Source organism: Algoriphagus sp. PAP.12 (assembly GCF_026652115.1).
Lineage (GTDB): Bacteria > Bacteroidota > Bacteroidia > Cytophagales > Cyclobacteriaceae > Algoriphagus.
The window spans coordinates 139,289-157,267 of sequence record NZ_JAPPSQ010000004.1; the positions used below are offsets into that span (position 1 = coordinate 139,289).

Sequence of the window (17,979 nt, forward strand, 5' to 3'; positions counted from 1 at the left end):
AATGAATTATGAAAAAGGTTTTGGCGATCATTTTTTTCGCAACATTATTATCTTTTGACCTTTCTGCTCAAAGCTTGGAACAGGGAAATTCCAGATTCCATGCTTTTGGCACCTATGGATTGAAGTGGAAAAACGTTGGCTATGGAGGAGGAATCGAATACTTTTTTGTGGACAACTTCGCATTGAAGCCTAGCTTTACCTTTATCCAGCCAAATGTGGGGAATCAAAGCAATTTCAGCATGGATCTTCGATATTACATTTCCGACGGGCCTTCCCAACTTTTCTTTCTTGCCGGATATAGCCAAACTTGGGAAAACACGCAGCCTGGAGATGCAGGCTTTCGAAAGTCATACAAAGGGGCAAATGTCGGTGTGGGAACTTACATCAGGCTCACTGATTGGGTCGGTTTAAACACCGAGTTTCGAGTTCAAAGCCAACATCCGAGAGAAGCAGGGTTCCGGTTCGGGTTCTCTTTTCCTCTCTGATTATTTCTTACTAAACTCAAAAAGCTTACGCTTTTCATCTTTGGTCAAGGCCTCATAGCCTCTGTCGGCAATTTTGTCCAAGATTCTGTCAATTTCCTCCTGACTAGTATCGTCCGTGGAGCTGGCTTTTTTAGACTCGGTAGGCTTCGTAAAAGTGCTAAAACCTCCACCTGTTTTGGTTTTTGCTTTGCGATAGCTCACTTTGACTTTAGATGGATTTTTCTTTAAAAGGTTTTCAAAGAAGATACCCACTTTCTGAACAGGAATACCCCAGTCTACCCCTTTGCGTAGCTGAGTAATGTATAAGTAACCAAGCAATGCTCCCCCTAAGTGAGCCAATTCTCCCCCAGCATTGGCACCGGCAGAATTTGCAAAGGATAATAGCACGTAAAAGATCGCGATATATTTGATTTTGACTGGCCCCAAAAACATCAAAAAGAATGTGGTATTGGGAGTCAAAGTCGCCGCTCCAACTACGATAGCAAATACCCCTGCACTAGCCCCCAACATCATGGATGAATTCACAGAGGAACTGAAATAGGGAGCCAGATTATAGATCAACATATAGAAAAGCGCACCTGCCAATCCTCCTAAAATATAGAGATTGGTCAACTTCCTGCTTCCCAAATATTGATGGATCAATAGGCCAAACCAATAGAGGAACAGCATATTGAATAAGATATGGAGAAAGCCCTCATGAAGAAACATGTAGGTAAAAATACTCCAGGGCTGTACAGCCAATTTAGGCAAGGCTGCAGGCATCATAAAAAAGTGAATGATCTGGGAATATACATCTCCAAACCCACCTATAGTCATAAATACACGAACAACAAGGAACCCAAGCCAAACAAGAATATTGATGGCAATCAGCTTATACAAGCTATTGTCGTTTCGACTAAATGCGTTCTTTAAATTATCCCAAAAATTACCGTACATATTAATAAAAACTGTTTCTGTCTTTCTTCCACTTATACACCAATATTCCTCCTATAACCAATCCACTTAAGTGGGCAAAGTGGGCGACATTATCGAGGGGGTTATTGACCAAAACGTTATATATCGTATAAAGTCCATAAAATAGAACCAAATATTTTGCTTTCACAGGCATTGGTGGGAAAAGCAAGAATAGCTGAGTATTGGGAAAGAGCATTGCAAAAGCTATCAAAACTCCAAAAAGTGCCCCAGAAGCTCCGACCATTGGCACATTACTCTGAATAGTCATGATCGCATCCAAGGTCTGGCTCGCACGATCTATCTTCACCTGATCATTGGGATTTCTGCTGTAATCATCGATAAAATCGTAAACAGCGCTTTCGAAATAACCTCTGTTTTGGGTTACGATTCGATTAAAAACCTCAGGATCAGGATTGGCTTGGAAAGCCTCAACCTTTGCCTCCAATTGATTCATTCTAAAAGCAGTGTATCCTGAATACAACACACCCGAACCTACTCCACAGAGCATCCAAAGTGTCAATAATTTCTTTGGACCCAAAAACTGCTCTAACAAAGGACCAAAAATCAATAATCCAAACATGTTACTGAACAAATGCCAAAAATCAGCATGCATAAACATGTAAGTCAAAAACTGGAATGGTTTGAAGTATTGGCTATTGATATAGTAAAGCGCAAACCACTGATTTAATGATGGAAAAATGAATGCACTCACAATAAACAAGACTACGTTTATCAAGAGCAAATTCTGAACTACTGGTGTGATATTTCTAAACATACTATTTTCCGAAGAATGAATGGATGCTGGATAAATCCAATTTTACAAAGGTTTTGTTCCCTCCAAGCCCAAAATTTGGATTTTGGCAAGCAAAAAGCTGTCCCACCAAAGTCTCCATTTCCTGAGCATTTAATTTTTGTCCCCTTTTCAACGATGATTTCCTAGCAAGGGATCTGGCTAGATTTTCTCGATTGTCAAGAGAAAGCTCACTTTTGAAGTTTTTAAACTGTTCGATCAAACCTTCAAAGAGTTCTTTCTCATTTTTTACCTGAATGTCTGCGGGCACTCCTTGAACCAAGATGGAATTATTTCCAAACTCCTCCAGCATAAAGCCCAAACTCTGCAACTCACTCATCACTCCCATCACCAACTCATAATCACCGGGACTCATCTGAATCACCGGCGGAAACAAACATTGCTGGGAAGGTCCCTGAGCCAACTTCAATTGACGAAGGTAACGCTCATACAAAATCCGCTCATGAGCCGCTTGCTGATCTATGATCAACAACCCCGTAGACATCTGAGCCACAATATAATTTAGTTCTACCTGAAAAGTGGTACCTGTACTCTCAGAATCACTAGGTTTTGGAAAAGTTCTTGTTTCTTCCTCAGGATTTGCCTTACTGGAAAAAGTCAAAATTTCCGATTCCTCTTCCTTTTCGTCCACTTCTCTGGAAACAGTTTTTTCTGGTTGGATAAATGTTTGATTTCCTTCAAAAAGCTTCTCCCAACCACTAGCACTAGACTTTTTGAACTCTGGAGTATTGAATGTCTTATAGCTATATTCCCGATCTACATCTGTTTTCTTGGTCTCGTCTTTAGTCCAATTATCTGTGAAATTCACGTCGAAACTAAAATCCAATGCAGGAACTACATGATGAGCTCCCAAGGCTTGCTTGACCGCGGCACGAATCACCGCATAGACTGTCCTCTCATCATCAAATTTGATCTCTGTCTTAGTCGGATGGACATTAATATCGATATGAGAAGGATCTATCTCCAAAAACAACACATAAAATGGATGCTGATCTGCCTGCAATAAGTTTTCATAAGCATTACTCACAGCATGATTCAGATAAGAACTCTTGATATAGCGATTATTGACAAAGAAAAACTGCTCTCCCCTAGTCTTTTTGGCCGATTCGGGTTTTCCGATATATCCTTTCACATTGACATGCGGTGTCAACTCCTCGCAAGGCACCAATTGACTTTGATGGTTTTTCCCAAAAAGTCCCACAATCCGTTGGCTCAACTTTCCGGGAAGGAGATTATAAACTTCCATATCATTTTGCATAAGAGAAAATCCAATTTCTGAATATGCCAATGCTACCCGCTGGAACTCCTCCACGATATGGCGCATTTCGACAGGATTGGATTTCAGGAAATTTCGACGCGCAGGAACGTTGAAAAACAAATTTTTCATGGAAATAGAAGTCCCTGTTGTAGTGGCTACAGGCTCTTGAGCCTTTACTTCAGATCCATCGATCTGAATCATTGTCCCCAATTCATCCGCTGCTTGTCTAGTTTTCAACTCCACTTGAGCTACTGCAGCAATGGATGCCAATGCTTCACCTCGAAAACCAAAAGTTCGAATTGAAAACAAATCCTGGCTATTTCTAATTTTGGAAGTCGCATGGCGCTCAAAGCTCATTCTGGCATCCGTTGCAGACATACCTTTCCCGTTATCGATCACTTGGATCAATTGCTTCCCAGCTTCTTTGACTACCACTTGGATTTTGGTGGCCCCTGCATCGATGGAATTTTCCAAAAGCTCCTTCAATGCTGAAGCAGGTCTTTGTACGACTTCACCAGCTGCTATTTGATTTGCGATAGCATCAGGCAAAAGTTGAATCAAATCACTCATTTACGAGATTTAGGTTTGAGCTTGAAGAAATAATAAATAGAAACGACCAAAAGGATCAAATAAAGAAGGTATTCAAAAATAACCGGTCCCAAATAGATGTATCCAGCTAAACCTGTCACCAAAAACAAAAAGATCAAAGTCCGGACCATGGCAGTAGATGTCATGATACTTCCCTCTCTTTCTTTGATGCCTTGATGCTGTGCAAAAGACCCTCTGATTCCTGAAGAATAATGTCTCAATCTATCCTCCTCAGAAATATCGCCCAATTTCCCTTCCGCTTCCAATTCCTTTTGAATCCTAGCAGTTCTCTCCTTCAATTCCTCCTTGACAGGATCATAATATCTAGGTTTGACGTCAAAACGACTTGGATTTGCAGTACGAAATAAGGAGGGAAATTTCATATTCTTTTTTATTTCTTGGGATCGGCCTTAATAAAAGGCAATTTTAGGTATAAGCAATTGGCCGAAAATCAAATTTATATCAATTTTAACCCCAAAACAGGCTTAATGTTGCCCTTTCTTTCCTATCTTCAATTTGTTATATCCACAGGATAATTCTAACAGACAGGCGAATAGGAGATTATTGACGTTGATAGATTGATTGAGACGCTTGGCCTACTCCACAAATTTATTTCAAAAGTTAAGGATTAAAAATTAACTCAAGTATGAGTAAAAAGCTTACCGGTGTTTTCCTCCTTTGTTGCATCGCTTTTTTCTTCACCTCAGGTAGAATGGATAATGCGATATTGGTAGAAGACCCACTAATTGCTTCCAATGAAATGGCCCAATTGACTTGGGTGGATTCTGTATTTGAAGATTTGACTTTGGACCAGCGATTAGGACAACTTTTTATGGTCGCTGCCTATTCCAATAAAGACCAAAGACATATTGATGAAATCAGCAATTTGGTTAAAAGTGAAAATCTTGGTGGTCTTATCTTTTTTCAAGGCGGACCAGATAGACAAGCTAGGCTGACGAATTATTACCAAGCTCTTTCCAAAACTCCATTGTTTATCGCAATGGATGCCGAATGGGGAATCAGCATGCGTTTGGATTCTATCCCGGATTTCCCAAAAGCGATGACTTTAGGAGCCATCCAAAACCCTGATCTTATTTATGATATGGGGACCGAAATGGCCCGACAATTCAAAGAACTGGGAATGCACATCAATTTTGCTCCAGTAGTTGATGTCAATTCCAACCCAGACAATCCTGTGATCGGATACAGGGCGTTTGGAGAAAACAAAAACGCTGTTGCCAAGCGTGCTGTTGCCTATATGAAAGGCCTCCAAGATCACGGAGTAATCGCCAATGCAAAACATTTCCCGGGCCATGGTGATACAGAGTCTGACAGCCATTATGCTTTGCCTGTCATCAATCATCCAGAAAAAAGAATTTGGGATATTGACTTATACCCTTATCAGGAGCTTATCAAAGAGGACTTAATGTCCGTGATGGTCGCCCATTTAAATATCCCCAGCCTAGACAATACGGGTAAAACACCAACCAGTTTGAGTAAAAAGGTTGTCACAGATCTTTTGCAAAACCGCATGAACTTCCAAGGATTGATTTTCACTGATGCACTCAATATGCGAGGAGTAGCGCAAAACAATGCCCCTGGTGTAGTTGATGTCAAAGCCTTATTGGCAGGAAACGATGTATTGCTTTATTCTCAGGATGTTCCGAAAGCCAAAGCTTTAATCAAAGAAGCTATAGCAGAAGGTAAAATCTCTGAAGAAGAAGTAAACAGAAGAGTCAAAAAAATCCTTAGAGCAAAATACAAAGTTGGCCTGAACAATTACCGTCCAATCAAAACTCACGGCCTTATTGACAGACTCAACACCCCTCATACTGATGAAGTCAGAGAGGACTTATATGCAGAGGCGATTACGGTTGCATCCAATAAAGGCGGTTTACTTCCTTTTAAAGATCTGGATCTCAAAAAATTCGCAAGCTTGACCATTGGAGGTGATGGCGAAGACTTTGAGAAAAGTTTGGATAAATATGCCGGTTTTGACCATTTCCAAATAGATAAAGCATCTAGCGAATCTTCCCACTACAATCTCATTAAAAAATTGGAAGATTACGACGTAGTGGTGGTCGGCTTGATGGGTATCACCAATAGTCCAAAAAGAGCATTCGGGATCGCTCCAGGAGATGTGGCCTTGCTAAGAAAACTGGAAGAAAGACAAAATGTAGTGACGGTTCTTTTTGGAAATGCCTATGCATCAAAATTCCTCGAAGGATTGGGACATGTGGTCTTTGCATTTGAGAACAATGACATGACCCAAAACTTGACTCCACAGATTTTATTTGGGGGAAGACCGGGAATGGGGATTTTACCGGTTTCTGTCAGTCCACAATTCAGATATGGCGTAGGTGGATACTTAGAAGGATTACATCGACTATCTTATGGAACACCTGAAAGTGTCGGGCTTAATTCCAAAACTTTAAATGAAATAGATGAAGTTGTAGCAAAGGCTATTCGGATTCAAGCTACTCCTGGCGCCAATGTTTTGGTGGTAAAAGATGGAAAAGTTGTTTTTGAGCGTTCGTATGGACAATTAGAATATAAATCTAGCCCAAAAGTCAACTCAGAAACTGTCTATGATCTAGCTTCCATCACCAAAGTATTGGCTACAACACAAGCCGTCATGTTTTTGGCGAGTCGTGGAGAACTGGATATGAACAAAACTTTAGGAGATTATCTTCCTGAATTAAAAGGAACGAATAAGGCCAATCTCCACCTCAAAGATGTGATGGCACATGAAGCTGGATTGAAGGCTTTTATCCCACACTATGTACACACGGTTGAGTCCGGTCAATGGAGAGGAGATTATTATAAACCCTCTGCTACTCCTGGATTTACTAGACCGGTTTCCAATGATATGTTTGCCAGAGATGGCCTGAGAGATAGTATTTGGAACTGGACCGTAAAGTCAGACCTGCTCCCAAAAAGAGGAGGGAGAAACGCTTACGTTTATTCAGATCTGACCATGTATTTCATGCAGGCGGTTGTGGAAAAAGTAGTCAACCAACCTCTTAATGAATTTTTGGAGCAAAACTTTTATAGCCCTCTTGGCTTGAAAACCATGACTTTTAATCCATTTGAGAAAATGTCAATTGACAATATCGCTCCAACTGAAAATGATGTTGCCTTTAGAAAAAGACAAGTGCAAGGCTATGTACACGATCCGGGTGCCGCAATGTACGGGGGAGTCGCAGGACATGCCGGATTATTTGGAAAAGCCAACGATTTGGCTGTGATGATGCAGATGCTCCTGAATGGAGGCTATTATGGAGATGTTACTTTACTCAACCCTGAGGTAATCAAAGACTTCACCAAGCGCCAATCCAATCAAAGCCGAAGAGGATGGGGATGGGACAAACCTGATCCTGAAAAAGGCAAAGGTGGCTCAGCTGGAGATTTGGCACCCAAGTCCACCTTTGGACATACTGGATTCACAGGAACTTGCGTTTGGGCGGATCCAGAAAATGACCTGATCTATGTCTTCCTTTCCAACAGGGTTTATCCGGATGCTGCAAATACTAAGCTATTGAGAGAGGGAATCAGAACTGATATCCATGATATCATTTATAAAGCTTTGGCTAAGAAGTAAAGTTTACTTCATACTGTTTCGACGGTAAGCCTCCGATCTTTTATAAAAAAACTCAATCAGAAAAGAGACCAAAACAATAGATAGCGCAATTGCTAAACCCATTTTATTGGTTTGAAATTGCTCAGTTATCAAGGCAATGGTAGCTATAGATGTCATGAAAATCCCTGCCATGGGAATCCACTTGTTTCCATTTACTTCCTTAGATCTTTTAAAAGCGACGTAATTGACTAAGGCAAAAACGATCAAAAACCCTATACTTCCTGAAGTGGAAATACTTTCCAAGTCTATTGTATTGCAAATCACCAGAGTCAAAACTGCGGTAATCATTAAGCCTACAGGCTGATTCCAAAGTTGAGAAGTCAGTTCATGTGGCAATTCATCGTCCTCTGAGATCTCATAACTGACTCTGCTACCTCCATAAAGAGAAGCATTAATAGCTGAAAAGGTAGAAATCAGAGCAGCTACGGTTATAATTGTAAAGCCAACTTGTCCTAGCATTGGTTTAGCAGCTTCAGCCAACACATAATCCTGAGCTTTTGCAATTTCTTTGAATGCCAGTGAACCCACTGTGACTATCGAAATCAAAATATATAAGACAATCACGAATAAAACTGAGTAATAATAGGCTCTCGGGATATTCTTTTGTGGATTTTCGATACTTGGGGCTGCATTGGCAATCAGCTCAAAACCTTCATAAGCAACAAAAATCACCATCCCTCCACTAAATACCTGAAAGGGAGTTTTCCAATTGGAATAATTCAATTGGTCTAGGTTCAAATTTCCACTTAATCCATATAAGCCTATCCCCACAAAACTGATCAATATGATCAATTTGATGACGACTGCGATAGACTCGATTTGACCGACTACCTTGATGCTGTAATAATTGATCAAAGTGGCAAAAATGATCACGAAACTTGCCGCAATATGAAAGTCGATTCCTTTATCTCCTGTTATCGAAATCAAATTGGGAGCATAGCTACCAAATGCGGAAGCATAAAGGGAGAGCATGACCACATAACAGATCCATAGGAGGTTATTTGCTCCCCCACTGAACACATTCTTACCAAAACCCTCATTGATAAATCTTACAGTACCTCCTTTATCCGGATAGGTCAAAGACAATTTGGTATAACTATAGGAAGTGAGCAATGCAATAATTCCAGCAACCAAAAAGGCGACTGGAGTACCTCCTTGAGCCAGTGTGACTGCTAAGCCCAACACAGCGAAAATACCTCCTCCAACCATGCCGCCAATTCCTATGGACATAGCTTCGAGTAGCTTTATCTTTTTTTCTCCTTGCTGGTTACTCATATTGAAATCTTAAATCAAAACTAAAATAACTTGAGATGTAAAAGTTAAGGATTCTTCCAAACATTCAATTTTCAAAAGATTATTTATTCTGCAATTCATTATAAAAAGCTGATAACCAATAATATTATACATCGTTCAATAGATCAAGACCCAGCTCTTTTGTATTATTTATTTATATTTTGAACAAAAGTTAGGGCCTTGTGTGTTTAGAGACAGACTGCCCAAAACAGCCCGCACAAAACTATGAAGATTGGAATTGTATGTTACCCCACATTTGGTGGAAGTGGTGTAGTAGCCACGGAGCTTGGAAAAGGATTGGCCAAAATAGGTCATGAAATTCATTTCATCACTTATCGTCAACCTACAAGACTCGATTTTTTCAGTGAAAACCTATATTATCACGAGGTTGACATCAAAAGCTATCCATTGTTTGAGCATGCTCCTTATGAATTGGCTTTAGCAAGCAAAATGGTCTCTGTAGTCAAATATGAAAACCTAGACCTTCTTCATGTACATTATGCTATTCCTCATGCATCAGCGGCTTATATGGCCAAGCAAATCTTGAAAGAGCAGGGAATTCAAATCCCTGTAGTTACCACTTTGCATGGTACTGACATCACTTTGGTAGGTAAAGATCCAAGTTATGAACCGGTGGTAACTTTCTCCATCAATCAATCAGATGGCGTGACAGCTGTTTCTGAAGATTTGAAAAAAGAAACCTATAGTCATTTCAATATCAAAAGAGACATTGAAGTCATACCAAATTTCATCGATCTTGACCGCTTCAAAAAGCAGAAAAAAGAGCATTTCAAGCTTGCAATCTGTCCAAATGGTGAAAAACTGATGGTTCACACTTCCAACTTTAGAAAAGTAAAAAGAGTGGAAGATGTAATCAGGGTCTTTTACGAAGTCAGAAAAGAAATCCCTGCGAAGCTTCTTTTGGTAGGTGATGGTCCTGAGCGAGACAAAATGGAAAGACTTTGCAGAGACCTAGGAACTTGCGATGATATCCGATTCTTAGGAAAGCTTGATGCTGTTGAGGAAGTACTTTCAGTAGCTGATTTATTCGTAATGCCTTCAGAAAAAGAATCATTTGGTTTAGCAGCTTTGGAAGCAATGGCTTGTGAAGTACCAATTTTGACTTCCGACGCAGGTGGTATTCCAGAATTGAATATTAATGGAAAAACAGGCTTTGTCTGTAAGGTTGGAGACATTATGGACATGAAAGAAAAGGCCTTGATTATCCTAAATGATAATAATTTGCCTACCTTCAAAGAGAATGCACTGGCTAGAGCAAAGGAATTTGACATTTCGGAAATCCTCCCATTATACGTCAATTATTACCAAAAAACCATAGAAAACTGCTTGGCGAAAGTCTGAAATTTCAGATTTATGACTAAAATCAATGTGTTTAAATTAACTTATGGGTTATTTTTGCACCAAATTGTAGCCAACTATAGGGGAATTAATAAGTAATGCAATGAAAAAGATTGGTAGACTGGACAGACCTGACAACTTCGGCTCTGCACAGATGTTTCAAAATCCAATTCTAGAGAGAATTTCTAGGACCCACATTATGATCCCTATCACGATGTTTTTGGTTCTTGCTGGGATTTCTATCTATTATGCTTTGAAAACATCAATTGGGATAGGACTAGGATTATTAATCCTGTTTGTAGGGTATATTTCATTTACTTTAGTAGAGTACTTAATGCACAAGTACTTTTTCCATATGGAGCCTAATACCCCAATTAAGGATAAACTTCAATACTCTGTTCATGGTGTTCACCATGATTATCCTAAAGACAAAGATCGATTGGCAATGCCTCCTTTCGTGAGTGCCGCCTATGCTGCTATTTTCTATTTGGTTTTCAAATTGATCATGGGAGATTTTGCATACTATTTTCTTCCAGGATTTTTGATTGGGTATGCTTCCTACTTGGGAGTACACTACATCGTTCATGCATTCAATCCTCCTAAGAACTTCTTGAAAATTCTTTGGGTAAACCATGCAATCCACCATTACAAGGATCCGGATAAAGCTTTCGGAGTAAGTACTCCACTTTGGGATATGATCCTGGGAACGATGCCTAAAAAAGACTAAAAAATTGAACCTCTCGAGTCTCGGGAGGTTTTTTCATATATGAGCAAAAAATCAATCAGCATTATAGGATTGGGCTGGATAGGCCTTCCACTTGCCAAAGAATTAATAGAATCTGACTTTTCTGTAGTTGGCAGCACGACAACCAGCCAAAAAGCCAAGGATCTTAATGAATCAGGCGTTCCCGCTATTCAGTTTTCATTGATTCCTTATCCTTCAGGTGAAGGTTTTCAAAAGCTTTTTCAATCCGAAACCTTAGTGATCAATATTCCTCCCAGAACTAAATCGAATGGTGGCGAGCATTTTTTAGAGCAGATGAAATTCTTATTGGGTCTTGTAGAAAATTCTACTGTCAAGAAAATCATTTTTATCAGTAGCTCAGGAGTTTACCCAAGTAACTTCAAAGACGGAGAGTATACCGAAGAGGAATTGATCACAGATGAAAACACTGGCAATAGTTGGCTTTGGAAAGCTGAAAATTTCTGGAAAGAGAAATTCAAAGGAGACCTGACAATCATCAGATTTGGAGGTCTATTGGGAGATGAAAGGGTTCCCGGAAAATACTTTTCAAACAAAGAAAATGTAACTGGCCATACTCCAGTCAATTATATTCATCGACAAGACTCGACAAGATTAATTCAGTTTGTGATTGAAAAAAATCTTTGGAATCAAACCTTGAACGGAGTAGCACCGATTCACCCTATCAGAAAGGATGTTTATGAAAAGAATGCCACAGATTTAGGCATTGATCCTCCCAAAAGCTTTGCCCCCCAAAAAGATGGAGAAAAGCGAGTCATCTCTGGAAATAGGATAATCGAATTGGGTTTTGAATTCATCTTCCCAAACCCATTGGATTTCCCCTACTCCCTATAAATTGAATTTTGAAAGAGATGAGAATTTCCGATATTCTAGCATCTCTTTCCCAAAATGACTCAAAAACTACTTCTAGCCCTTTTTGTCAGCCTATTTTTCTCTTGCCAAAAAGAGGATCAATCCATTGACTATACAGACTGGTCCCATTATGGCGGCCCAGCTGATGGCTCTCGCTATTCTTCACTTGACCAGATCAACAAATCCAATGTTTCTAGTCTAGAAATAGCTTGGACCTATCAGACTGGTGATGCTACAGAGCGCTCTCAAATCCAATGTCAACCCATTGTGAAAAACGGGATTCTTTATGGTACCACGCCAGGACTGGATGTTTTTGCTTTAGACGCTGCAACAGGTAAAGAAATCTGGAGATTTGATCCATTTGAAGTCCTAGGAGGAGAAAACTCTTGGGCAGGAACCAACAGAGGAGTGAGCTATTGGGATAATGGAGTCGAGCAAAGAATTCTTTTTGGCGCAGGAAATTGGCTAATGGCTGTAGACGCCAACTCAGGAAAACCGATTTTAAGCTTTGGAAATCAGGGAAAAGTTGATTTACGAAAAGGCCTAGATACTGAAAGAGAAGACTTCCTGATCGTCGCAAACGCTCCGGGAGTTGTCTATAAAGACTTCCTAATTATTGGAATGAGACTTTCTGAAGGTTTGGATGCCGCTCCCGGCCATATCAGAGCCTATAATATTATAACTGGTCAGCTTGAGTGGATTTTTCATACTATTCCTCACGAAGGAGAGTTTGGGTATGATTCATGGGACCCCAATTATATATCCCAAATCGGTGGAGCCAATAATTGGGCTGGGATGACTGTGGATCACGAAAGCGGGACTGTATTTGTTCCAACAGGATCAGCTACCTACGATTTTTGGGGAGGATATAGAAATGGAGACAATCTTTTTGCCAATTCCCTGATTGCATTGGATGCAAATACCGGAGAAAGGAAATGGCATTTTCAGGCGGTTCATCACGATATCTGGGACCGTGATTTCCCTGCCAATCCTAATTTGATCAGAATTCAGAAAGATGGAAAATGGATCAATGCTGTTGCTCAGATATCAAAGCAGGGAATGACCTATGTTTTTGACAGAAATACTGGTGAACCGATTTGGCCGATCGAGGAAAAGCTTGTTACTCAAAGTACCTTACCGGGAGAATTCAGCTCTCCTACCCAGCCTATCCCAAGTCTTCCGGAACCATTTATGAATATGAATTTTGAAGAAAAAGACATTCTCAATCTCAAACCAGAATGGAAGGAAGACATTCAAAATCAACTTTCCAATGCACTATTTGGAGACGCTTGGCTACCACCCAATGTTGAAAAACCCATTGTACTTTTCCCCGGAATGGACGGTGGTGGCGAATGGGGAGGCGCAGCATTCGATCCTGAAACACAACTTTTCTACGTCAATGCCAATCAGATCCCATGGCTGATTGAGATGAAACCCAATGCCGAATTTGAAAATGTAGGCCATGCTGTTTACACCAACTATTGCGGGAATTGCCATGGACTGGAGAGAAAAGGAAATCCACCAACGATCCCATCACTTTTAGAAATCAGAGAAAAATACGACCAAGATTCATTGGATCGTTTAATTGCCAAGGGAAGAGGTGCAATGCCTGCTTTTGATCATATTTCTCAGGAAAACAGAAAAGTTCTGGTGGATTACTTATTGGGAAATTCTACGGGAGGAGATAAGCAGGAAATAGAGGGAGAAAACACTCCTCTCAATCCTCGCTACTATATGAATGGCTATAAAAAGCTTCTGACCAAAGAAGGACTTTATGGTTCCAATCCTCCTTGGGGGCTTTTGACTGCAATCGATATGCAAACAGGACTGAAAAAATGGCAAATCCCACTTGGTGAAATTGACTCTTTGACTGCACAGGGAATCCCTCAAACCGGAACAGAAAACTACGGAGGACCTGTCGTGACAGCAGGAGGCATCCTATTTATCGCCGCAACCAAGGATGAAAAGATCCGGGCTTTCGATAAACTGACAGGTGAAAAACTTTGGGAAGCTCCATTACCTGCTTCCGGTCATGCCACTCCTGCGGTCTTTGAAAAAGATGGAAGACAATTTTTGGTGATCACTTGTGGTGGAGGTAAAGGAACCAAAAGTGGAGATTCTTATGTAGCTTTTGCTTTGCCAGAAAATTAATCCTCTTTTTTCTTAGCCAAAAGATCCATGGCCTCCACTTGAAGCTTGATGATATTCAGTTGCTCTTGGGTTCGGCCTTTGATTTCATTAAGAGATTTGTTTCCTTCACTCAAATTCTTTGACCGTTCTACTTCCTTTACAACCAGTTTTTCAAGATCCTTCAATCTTTTCCTTTGAATTCTTTCCTGAACAGAATATTCTCGAAATAATAAGAAATGGAGTGAAACCAAACTTATTACCACCGAAAAAATCAGGATACCCAGTGTCAAATCACTAAGAATAAATTCAAGCATAATCAAGGAAGCAGCCTTTCTTGGCATTTCCCCAAAACTATCTCAATAATACCAACTTGGAAATACGGCAAAGGACCTATTTGGCCTACCTAGACAAGCTTTAATCGAACTGATGTTCCTGTAGTTAGAGAAGACTCTATCTCCAGCTTTGCTTTCAGTTCTTCCGCTCTTTTTCTCATATTATAAAGCCCATTTCCGGGAGTTATGGATGATTCTATAAAACCAATTCCGTTGTCCTTGACCTCCACTTGAAAATGATGGTTTTTTTCTGTCAAAAGAACTTGAATTTCTTCCGCTTGAGCATATTTGACGGCATTCTGAACAGCTTCCTGAACAATTCGGAGGATTTGTATACTCTCAGACGAAGGAAGGGTTTTCTGAAGCTCTAAACCTGATTCGAGATCGAATTGGATCGAAATCCCCGAAGTTTCACCTGCCTGAATTAAGAAGTTTTGTATCCTTTCTGTCAACTTTTCCCAAGTCACTTCACCAGAATTCATCGCCCAAATTGTGTCTCTCAATTCAGTAATAGTTTGCCTGGTGAAACCTGCAATACTTTCGTATTTACGAGTCAATTGCTCTTGAATGGGTTGGAAGTATTTCAGGTTTTCAATCGAAGAAATAATGAATGTCAATTGGGCACCGATATTATCATGAAGATCCCTGGCAATCAACATTCTTTGTTCCTGTAGTTGGTTCTGAGTCTCAATTTGAGCCAAAGCAGCTTTCAATTCCACTTCTTGTTGTAGCTGGGTGTTTTTGAGCTTTTGTTGGTTATAAAGCAAGTAACCAACAACTCCCAAAATCAAAGCCATTCCCAATGCTCCAAAAAGCATCATATTCTTATTCCTAATCTCCAATTCCTGCTCAGAAATCTGGCTATCCTTTAATTCTGTTTGGTATTTAGTTTCGAGTTCGGCAGTGATTTCCCGAGACTCTTTTTCAAACTTATTCCTCAAAAATTGCTGGTATAAATTCGAATAATACCTCGAACTGTCAGCCATTCCCAAAGCAGCATACACAGGAACCAATTCCAAATAAGCTACCAAAGCATCATCATCAGAACCTTGCTCTATAAAACCGTTTGCAGCAGATAGCATCAATGGTTTGGCTTCTGAGTATTTGCTCTGAAACTGTAGTGCGATGCCAAGATTTAATTCCAAAGCGGCCATTTCATATTGGGCATTTACTTCTTGGGCAACTTTCAAGCCTTCTCGGGAAACAGCCTCCAGCTTTTTCATATCCCCTTTTTCCTGAAGAAAAAATGCATAAGATCTATATGAAACAGCCAAATTCAATAAATCTCCTACCTCCTGAGAAGTTGCTATTGCCTTATTATAATATTCCTCTGCAAGGCCAAAGTCACCCAAATATTTATAGCAGCTTCCAAGGTTGTTGTAAGTACCAATCAATGCCTTGGTTTCACCCAATCCTTCTCTTATTTCCACAGCTTCTTCGTAAAACTGAATGGCTTTTTCATAATCAGGCATCTGCTGATAGATCACTCCGATATTATTCTTGATGGAAGCCACATTGAGCTGGTCATTATTTGCTTCGAAAATTGGTAATGCATCCAGAAAGTAAAGGATGGCCGAATCAGACTCATACTTTCTTTGATAGATGTATCCGAGGTTATTATAGATTTTGGCCATGCCCAGAGAATCCCCGATTTCTTTTCTGATTTCCAGTGTATTTTGATAGACCTTTCTAGCTTCGTCTAGTTCTCCTTTTTGCAAATAACCACTCCCTAAATCACTGTAAGACTGAGCCAAAAGTGTCGGGTTCCCAAGATTGGTCGCCGATTCAACAGCCAATTTCCCGTAAAAAATAGCTGAGTCTAGATTAATCGCTCCATACTGCCAACCTAATTCCCCATACATTTTGGCGAGTTCTTCACCTTCCAAATTTTCCTGAATCCTGATTAGAAGACTATCAACAATTTCTCTGGGACCTTGTGCAAAAAGAGATGTCAAATTCATCATCCACAGCCCCACAACTAAAACAATATTTTTTCTCATTTCTAAAACTCAATAAATAATAGAGAAACTCTAAACCACAATTAATTTGCAATTATAGATTTAAGACCAAAATAAAAAGGATTTTGATACCCATACCCAACTAAAGACTCAATAATTCCAACTATCAAGGAATATCCTTTGGAAAAGGCCAATTTGCTGATTTCAAACTTATTCTGAATCTTAGGGTTTGATAACTAAGAGATAAACCCAAATTCTACCATGCTAAATTTTGAATTGAACGAAAACCAGCGAATGATCGCTGATATGGTCCGGGACTTCGGGGCCAAAGAAATCACACCTTTCCGCAAAGAGTGGGATGATAAACAGATTTTTCCTAAATATTTATTCAAAAAACTGGGTGAATTGGGCTTGATGGGAGTATTGGTACCTTCTGAATACGGAGGTTCCGGTTTCGGCTATATGGAATATGTCACGGCAATCGCAGAGGTTTCCAAACTGGATCCGGCAATAGGACTTTCCCTCGCAGCACACAATTCTCTTTGTACGGGTCACATCATGACTTTTGGAACGGAAGAGCAAAAACAAAAATACCTACCCAAACTGGCTACCTGTGAATGGCTGGGAGCTTGGGGGCTAACTGAACCAAATACAGGATCGGATGCTGCCAATATGAAAACTGTTGCCCAAAAAGAAGGGGAATATTTCATCATCAATGGAGCTAAAAACTTCATAACCCATGGATATTCAGGAGATGTAGCAGTGGTAATCGCACGGACCGGTGAAGTGGGAGATTCTCATGGAATGACAGCTTTTATTGTAGAAAAAGGTACTCCGGGGTTCAAAGGAGGTCGAAAAGAAGACAAATTGGGAATGCGTGCTTCGGAAACAGCAGAGATGATTTTTGAGGATTGCAAAGTCCATGAAAGCCAAGTCTTGGGTAATGTAGGAGAAGGTTTTATACAATCCATGAAGGTGCTTGATGGTGGCAGAATATCCATTGCCGCCCTTTCCTTAGGTATCGCTGAGGGAGCTTTTGAGGCATCTGTTCAATACTCCAAAGAAAGGCATCAATTCAATCAGCCTATCAGCAGGTTTCAGGGGATTTCATTCAAACTCGCCGATATGGCCACCCAGATTGAAGCATCAAAGCTTTTGGTATTCAAAGCGGCAGACCTTAAGAATCGTGGAGAAAAGGTAACCTTGGCAGGTGCTCAGGCAAAATACTACGCTTCAGAAGTTGCAGTTTCTGTATCCAACGAGGCCGTTCAGATATTTGGTGGTTATGGATTCACCAAGGATTATCCGGTGGAGAAATTCTATCGTGACTCCAAGCTTTGTACCATTGGAGAAGGAACCTCTGAGATTCAGAAGATTGTGATTGCTCGGGAGGTTTTGAGGTAGTAAATAAGTTTAATCTAAGGTCAAACGAATTTTTGTCTGGCAGACACTTTAATTTCTTCGACAACACAAAAAAGAAATAACAAATGTTTTTGAATCTGTGACTTTTGAAAGACCAAAAGTCACCAAAAGTCTTTTGCCTGAATTGGCTTGAA

The 17,979-nt window shown here is 40.2% G+C and carries 14 protein-coding genes; 7 read left to right on the forward strand and 7 right to left on the reverse strand.

Annotation, left to right across the window (positions count from 1 at the left end; translation table 11 throughout):
* The first annotated feature begins 8 nt into the window (after positions 1 to 8).
* Positions 9 to 485 (forward strand): outer membrane beta-barrel protein, encoded by a 477-nt coding sequence (locus O0V13_RS07150; RefSeq protein ID WP_268034291.1) that lies wholly within the window; start codon positions 9 to 11, stop codon positions 483 to 485.
* On the opposite strand, the gene O0V13_RS07155 is transcribed toward O0V13_RS07150, so the two are convergent.
* Genes O0V13_RS07155 through O0V13_RS07170 form a run of 4 tightly spaced genes read right to left on the reverse strand, consistent with a single transcriptional unit; the run spans position 486 to position 4,479 of the window.
* On the reverse strand, positions 486 to 1,421 hold the full coding sequence (locus O0V13_RS07155) for a rhomboid family protein (RefSeq protein ID WP_268034292.1): 936 nt from the start codon (positions 1,419 to 1,421) through the stop codon (positions 486 to 488).
* A 1-nt stretch (position 1,422) separates the two neighbouring features.
* Positions 1,423 to 2,214, reverse strand: coding sequence for a rhomboid family intramembrane serine protease (locus O0V13_RS07160; RefSeq protein WP_268034293.1), 792 nt, complete (start codon positions 2,212 to 2,214; stop codon positions 1,423 to 1,425).
* 1 nt (position 2,215) lies between these two features.
* Positions 2,216 to 4,078 (reverse strand): DNA mismatch repair endonuclease MutL, encoded by a 1,863-nt coding sequence (gene mutL / locus O0V13_RS07165; RefSeq protein ID WP_268034294.1) that lies wholly within the window; start codon positions 4,076 to 4,078, stop codon positions 2,216 to 2,218.
* Complete coding sequence (locus O0V13_RS07170) at positions 4,075 to 4,479, reverse strand: hypothetical protein (protein ID WP_268034295.1); 405 nt, start codon at positions 4,477 to 4,479, stop codon at positions 4,075 to 4,077. The genes mutL and O0V13_RS07170 overlap by 4 nt, the downstream gene beginning before the upstream one ends.
* Before the next feature lie 263 nt (positions 4,480 to 4,742).
* Between O0V13_RS07170 and O0V13_RS07175 the strand changes: the two genes are divergently transcribed.
* Entirely contained in the window at positions 4,743 to 7,697 is a 2,955-nt protein-coding gene (locus O0V13_RS07175) for a glycoside hydrolase family 3 N-terminal domain-containing protein (protein WP_268034296.1), read from the forward strand.
* A gap of 3 nt (positions 7,698 to 7,700) precedes the next feature.
* Here O0V13_RS07175 and O0V13_RS07180 read toward each other — a convergent pair whose 3' ends face one another.
* A complete protein-coding gene (locus tag O0V13_RS07180) occupies positions 7,701 to 9,011 on the reverse strand; it encodes an APC family permease (RefSeq protein ID WP_268034297.1) in 1,311 nt (436 codons plus the stop codon).
* A gap of 243 nt (positions 9,012 to 9,254) precedes the next feature.
* Here O0V13_RS07180 and bshA point away from each other — a divergent pair, with 243 nt between their 5' ends.
* From bshA to O0V13_RS07200, 4 genes are all read left to right on the forward strand, one after another.
* Positions 9,255 to 10,391, forward strand: coding sequence for an N-acetyl-alpha-D-glucosaminyl L-malate synthase BshA (gene bshA / locus O0V13_RS07185; RefSeq protein WP_268034298.1), 1,137 nt, complete (start codon positions 9,255 to 9,257; stop codon positions 10,389 to 10,391).
* 100 nt (positions 10,392 to 10,491) lie between these two features.
* Positions 10,492 to 11,115 carry a sterol desaturase family protein gene (locus tag O0V13_RS07190; RefSeq protein ID WP_268034299.1) on the forward strand — a complete coding sequence of 208 codons (624 nt, stop codon included), beginning with the start codon at positions 10,492 to 10,494 and terminating at the stop codon, positions 11,113 to 11,115.
* 39 nt (positions 11,116 to 11,154) lie between these two features.
* Positions 11,155 to 11,985 carry an NAD(P)-binding domain-containing protein gene (locus O0V13_RS07195; protein ID WP_268034300.1) on the forward strand — a complete coding sequence of 277 codons (831 nt, stop codon included), beginning with the start codon at positions 11,155 to 11,157 and terminating at the stop codon, positions 11,983 to 11,985.
* Positions 11,986 to 12,039: 54 nt separating this feature from the next.
* Positions 12,040 to 14,154, forward strand: a complete 2,115-nt coding sequence (locus O0V13_RS07200; RefSeq protein WP_268034301.1) for an outer membrane protein assembly factor BamB family protein — start codon at positions 12,040 to 12,042, stop codon at positions 14,152 to 14,154.
* Here O0V13_RS07200 and O0V13_RS07205 read toward each other — a convergent pair.
* Positions 14,151 to 14,474, reverse strand: a complete 324-nt coding sequence (locus O0V13_RS07205; protein ID WP_268034302.1) for a hypothetical protein — start codon at positions 14,472 to 14,474, stop codon at positions 14,151 to 14,153. The genes O0V13_RS07200 and O0V13_RS07205 overlap by 4 nt on opposite strands.
* 62 nt (positions 14,475 to 14,536) lie before the next feature.
* Entirely contained in the window at positions 14,537 to 16,465 is a 1,929-nt protein-coding gene (locus O0V13_RS07210) for a tetratricopeptide repeat-containing sensor histidine kinase (protein WP_268034303.1), read from the reverse strand.
* A gap of 219 nt (positions 16,466 to 16,684) precedes the next feature.
* On the opposite strand from O0V13_RS07210, the gene O0V13_RS07215 reads away from it, so the two are divergent.
* Positions 16,685 to 17,827: an acyl-CoA dehydrogenase family protein gene (locus tag O0V13_RS07215; RefSeq protein WP_268034304.1), complete on the forward strand. Its 1,143-nt coding sequence runs from the start codon at positions 16,685 to 16,687 to the stop codon at positions 17,825 to 17,827.
* Positions 17,828 to 17,979: the final 152 nt, after the last annotated feature.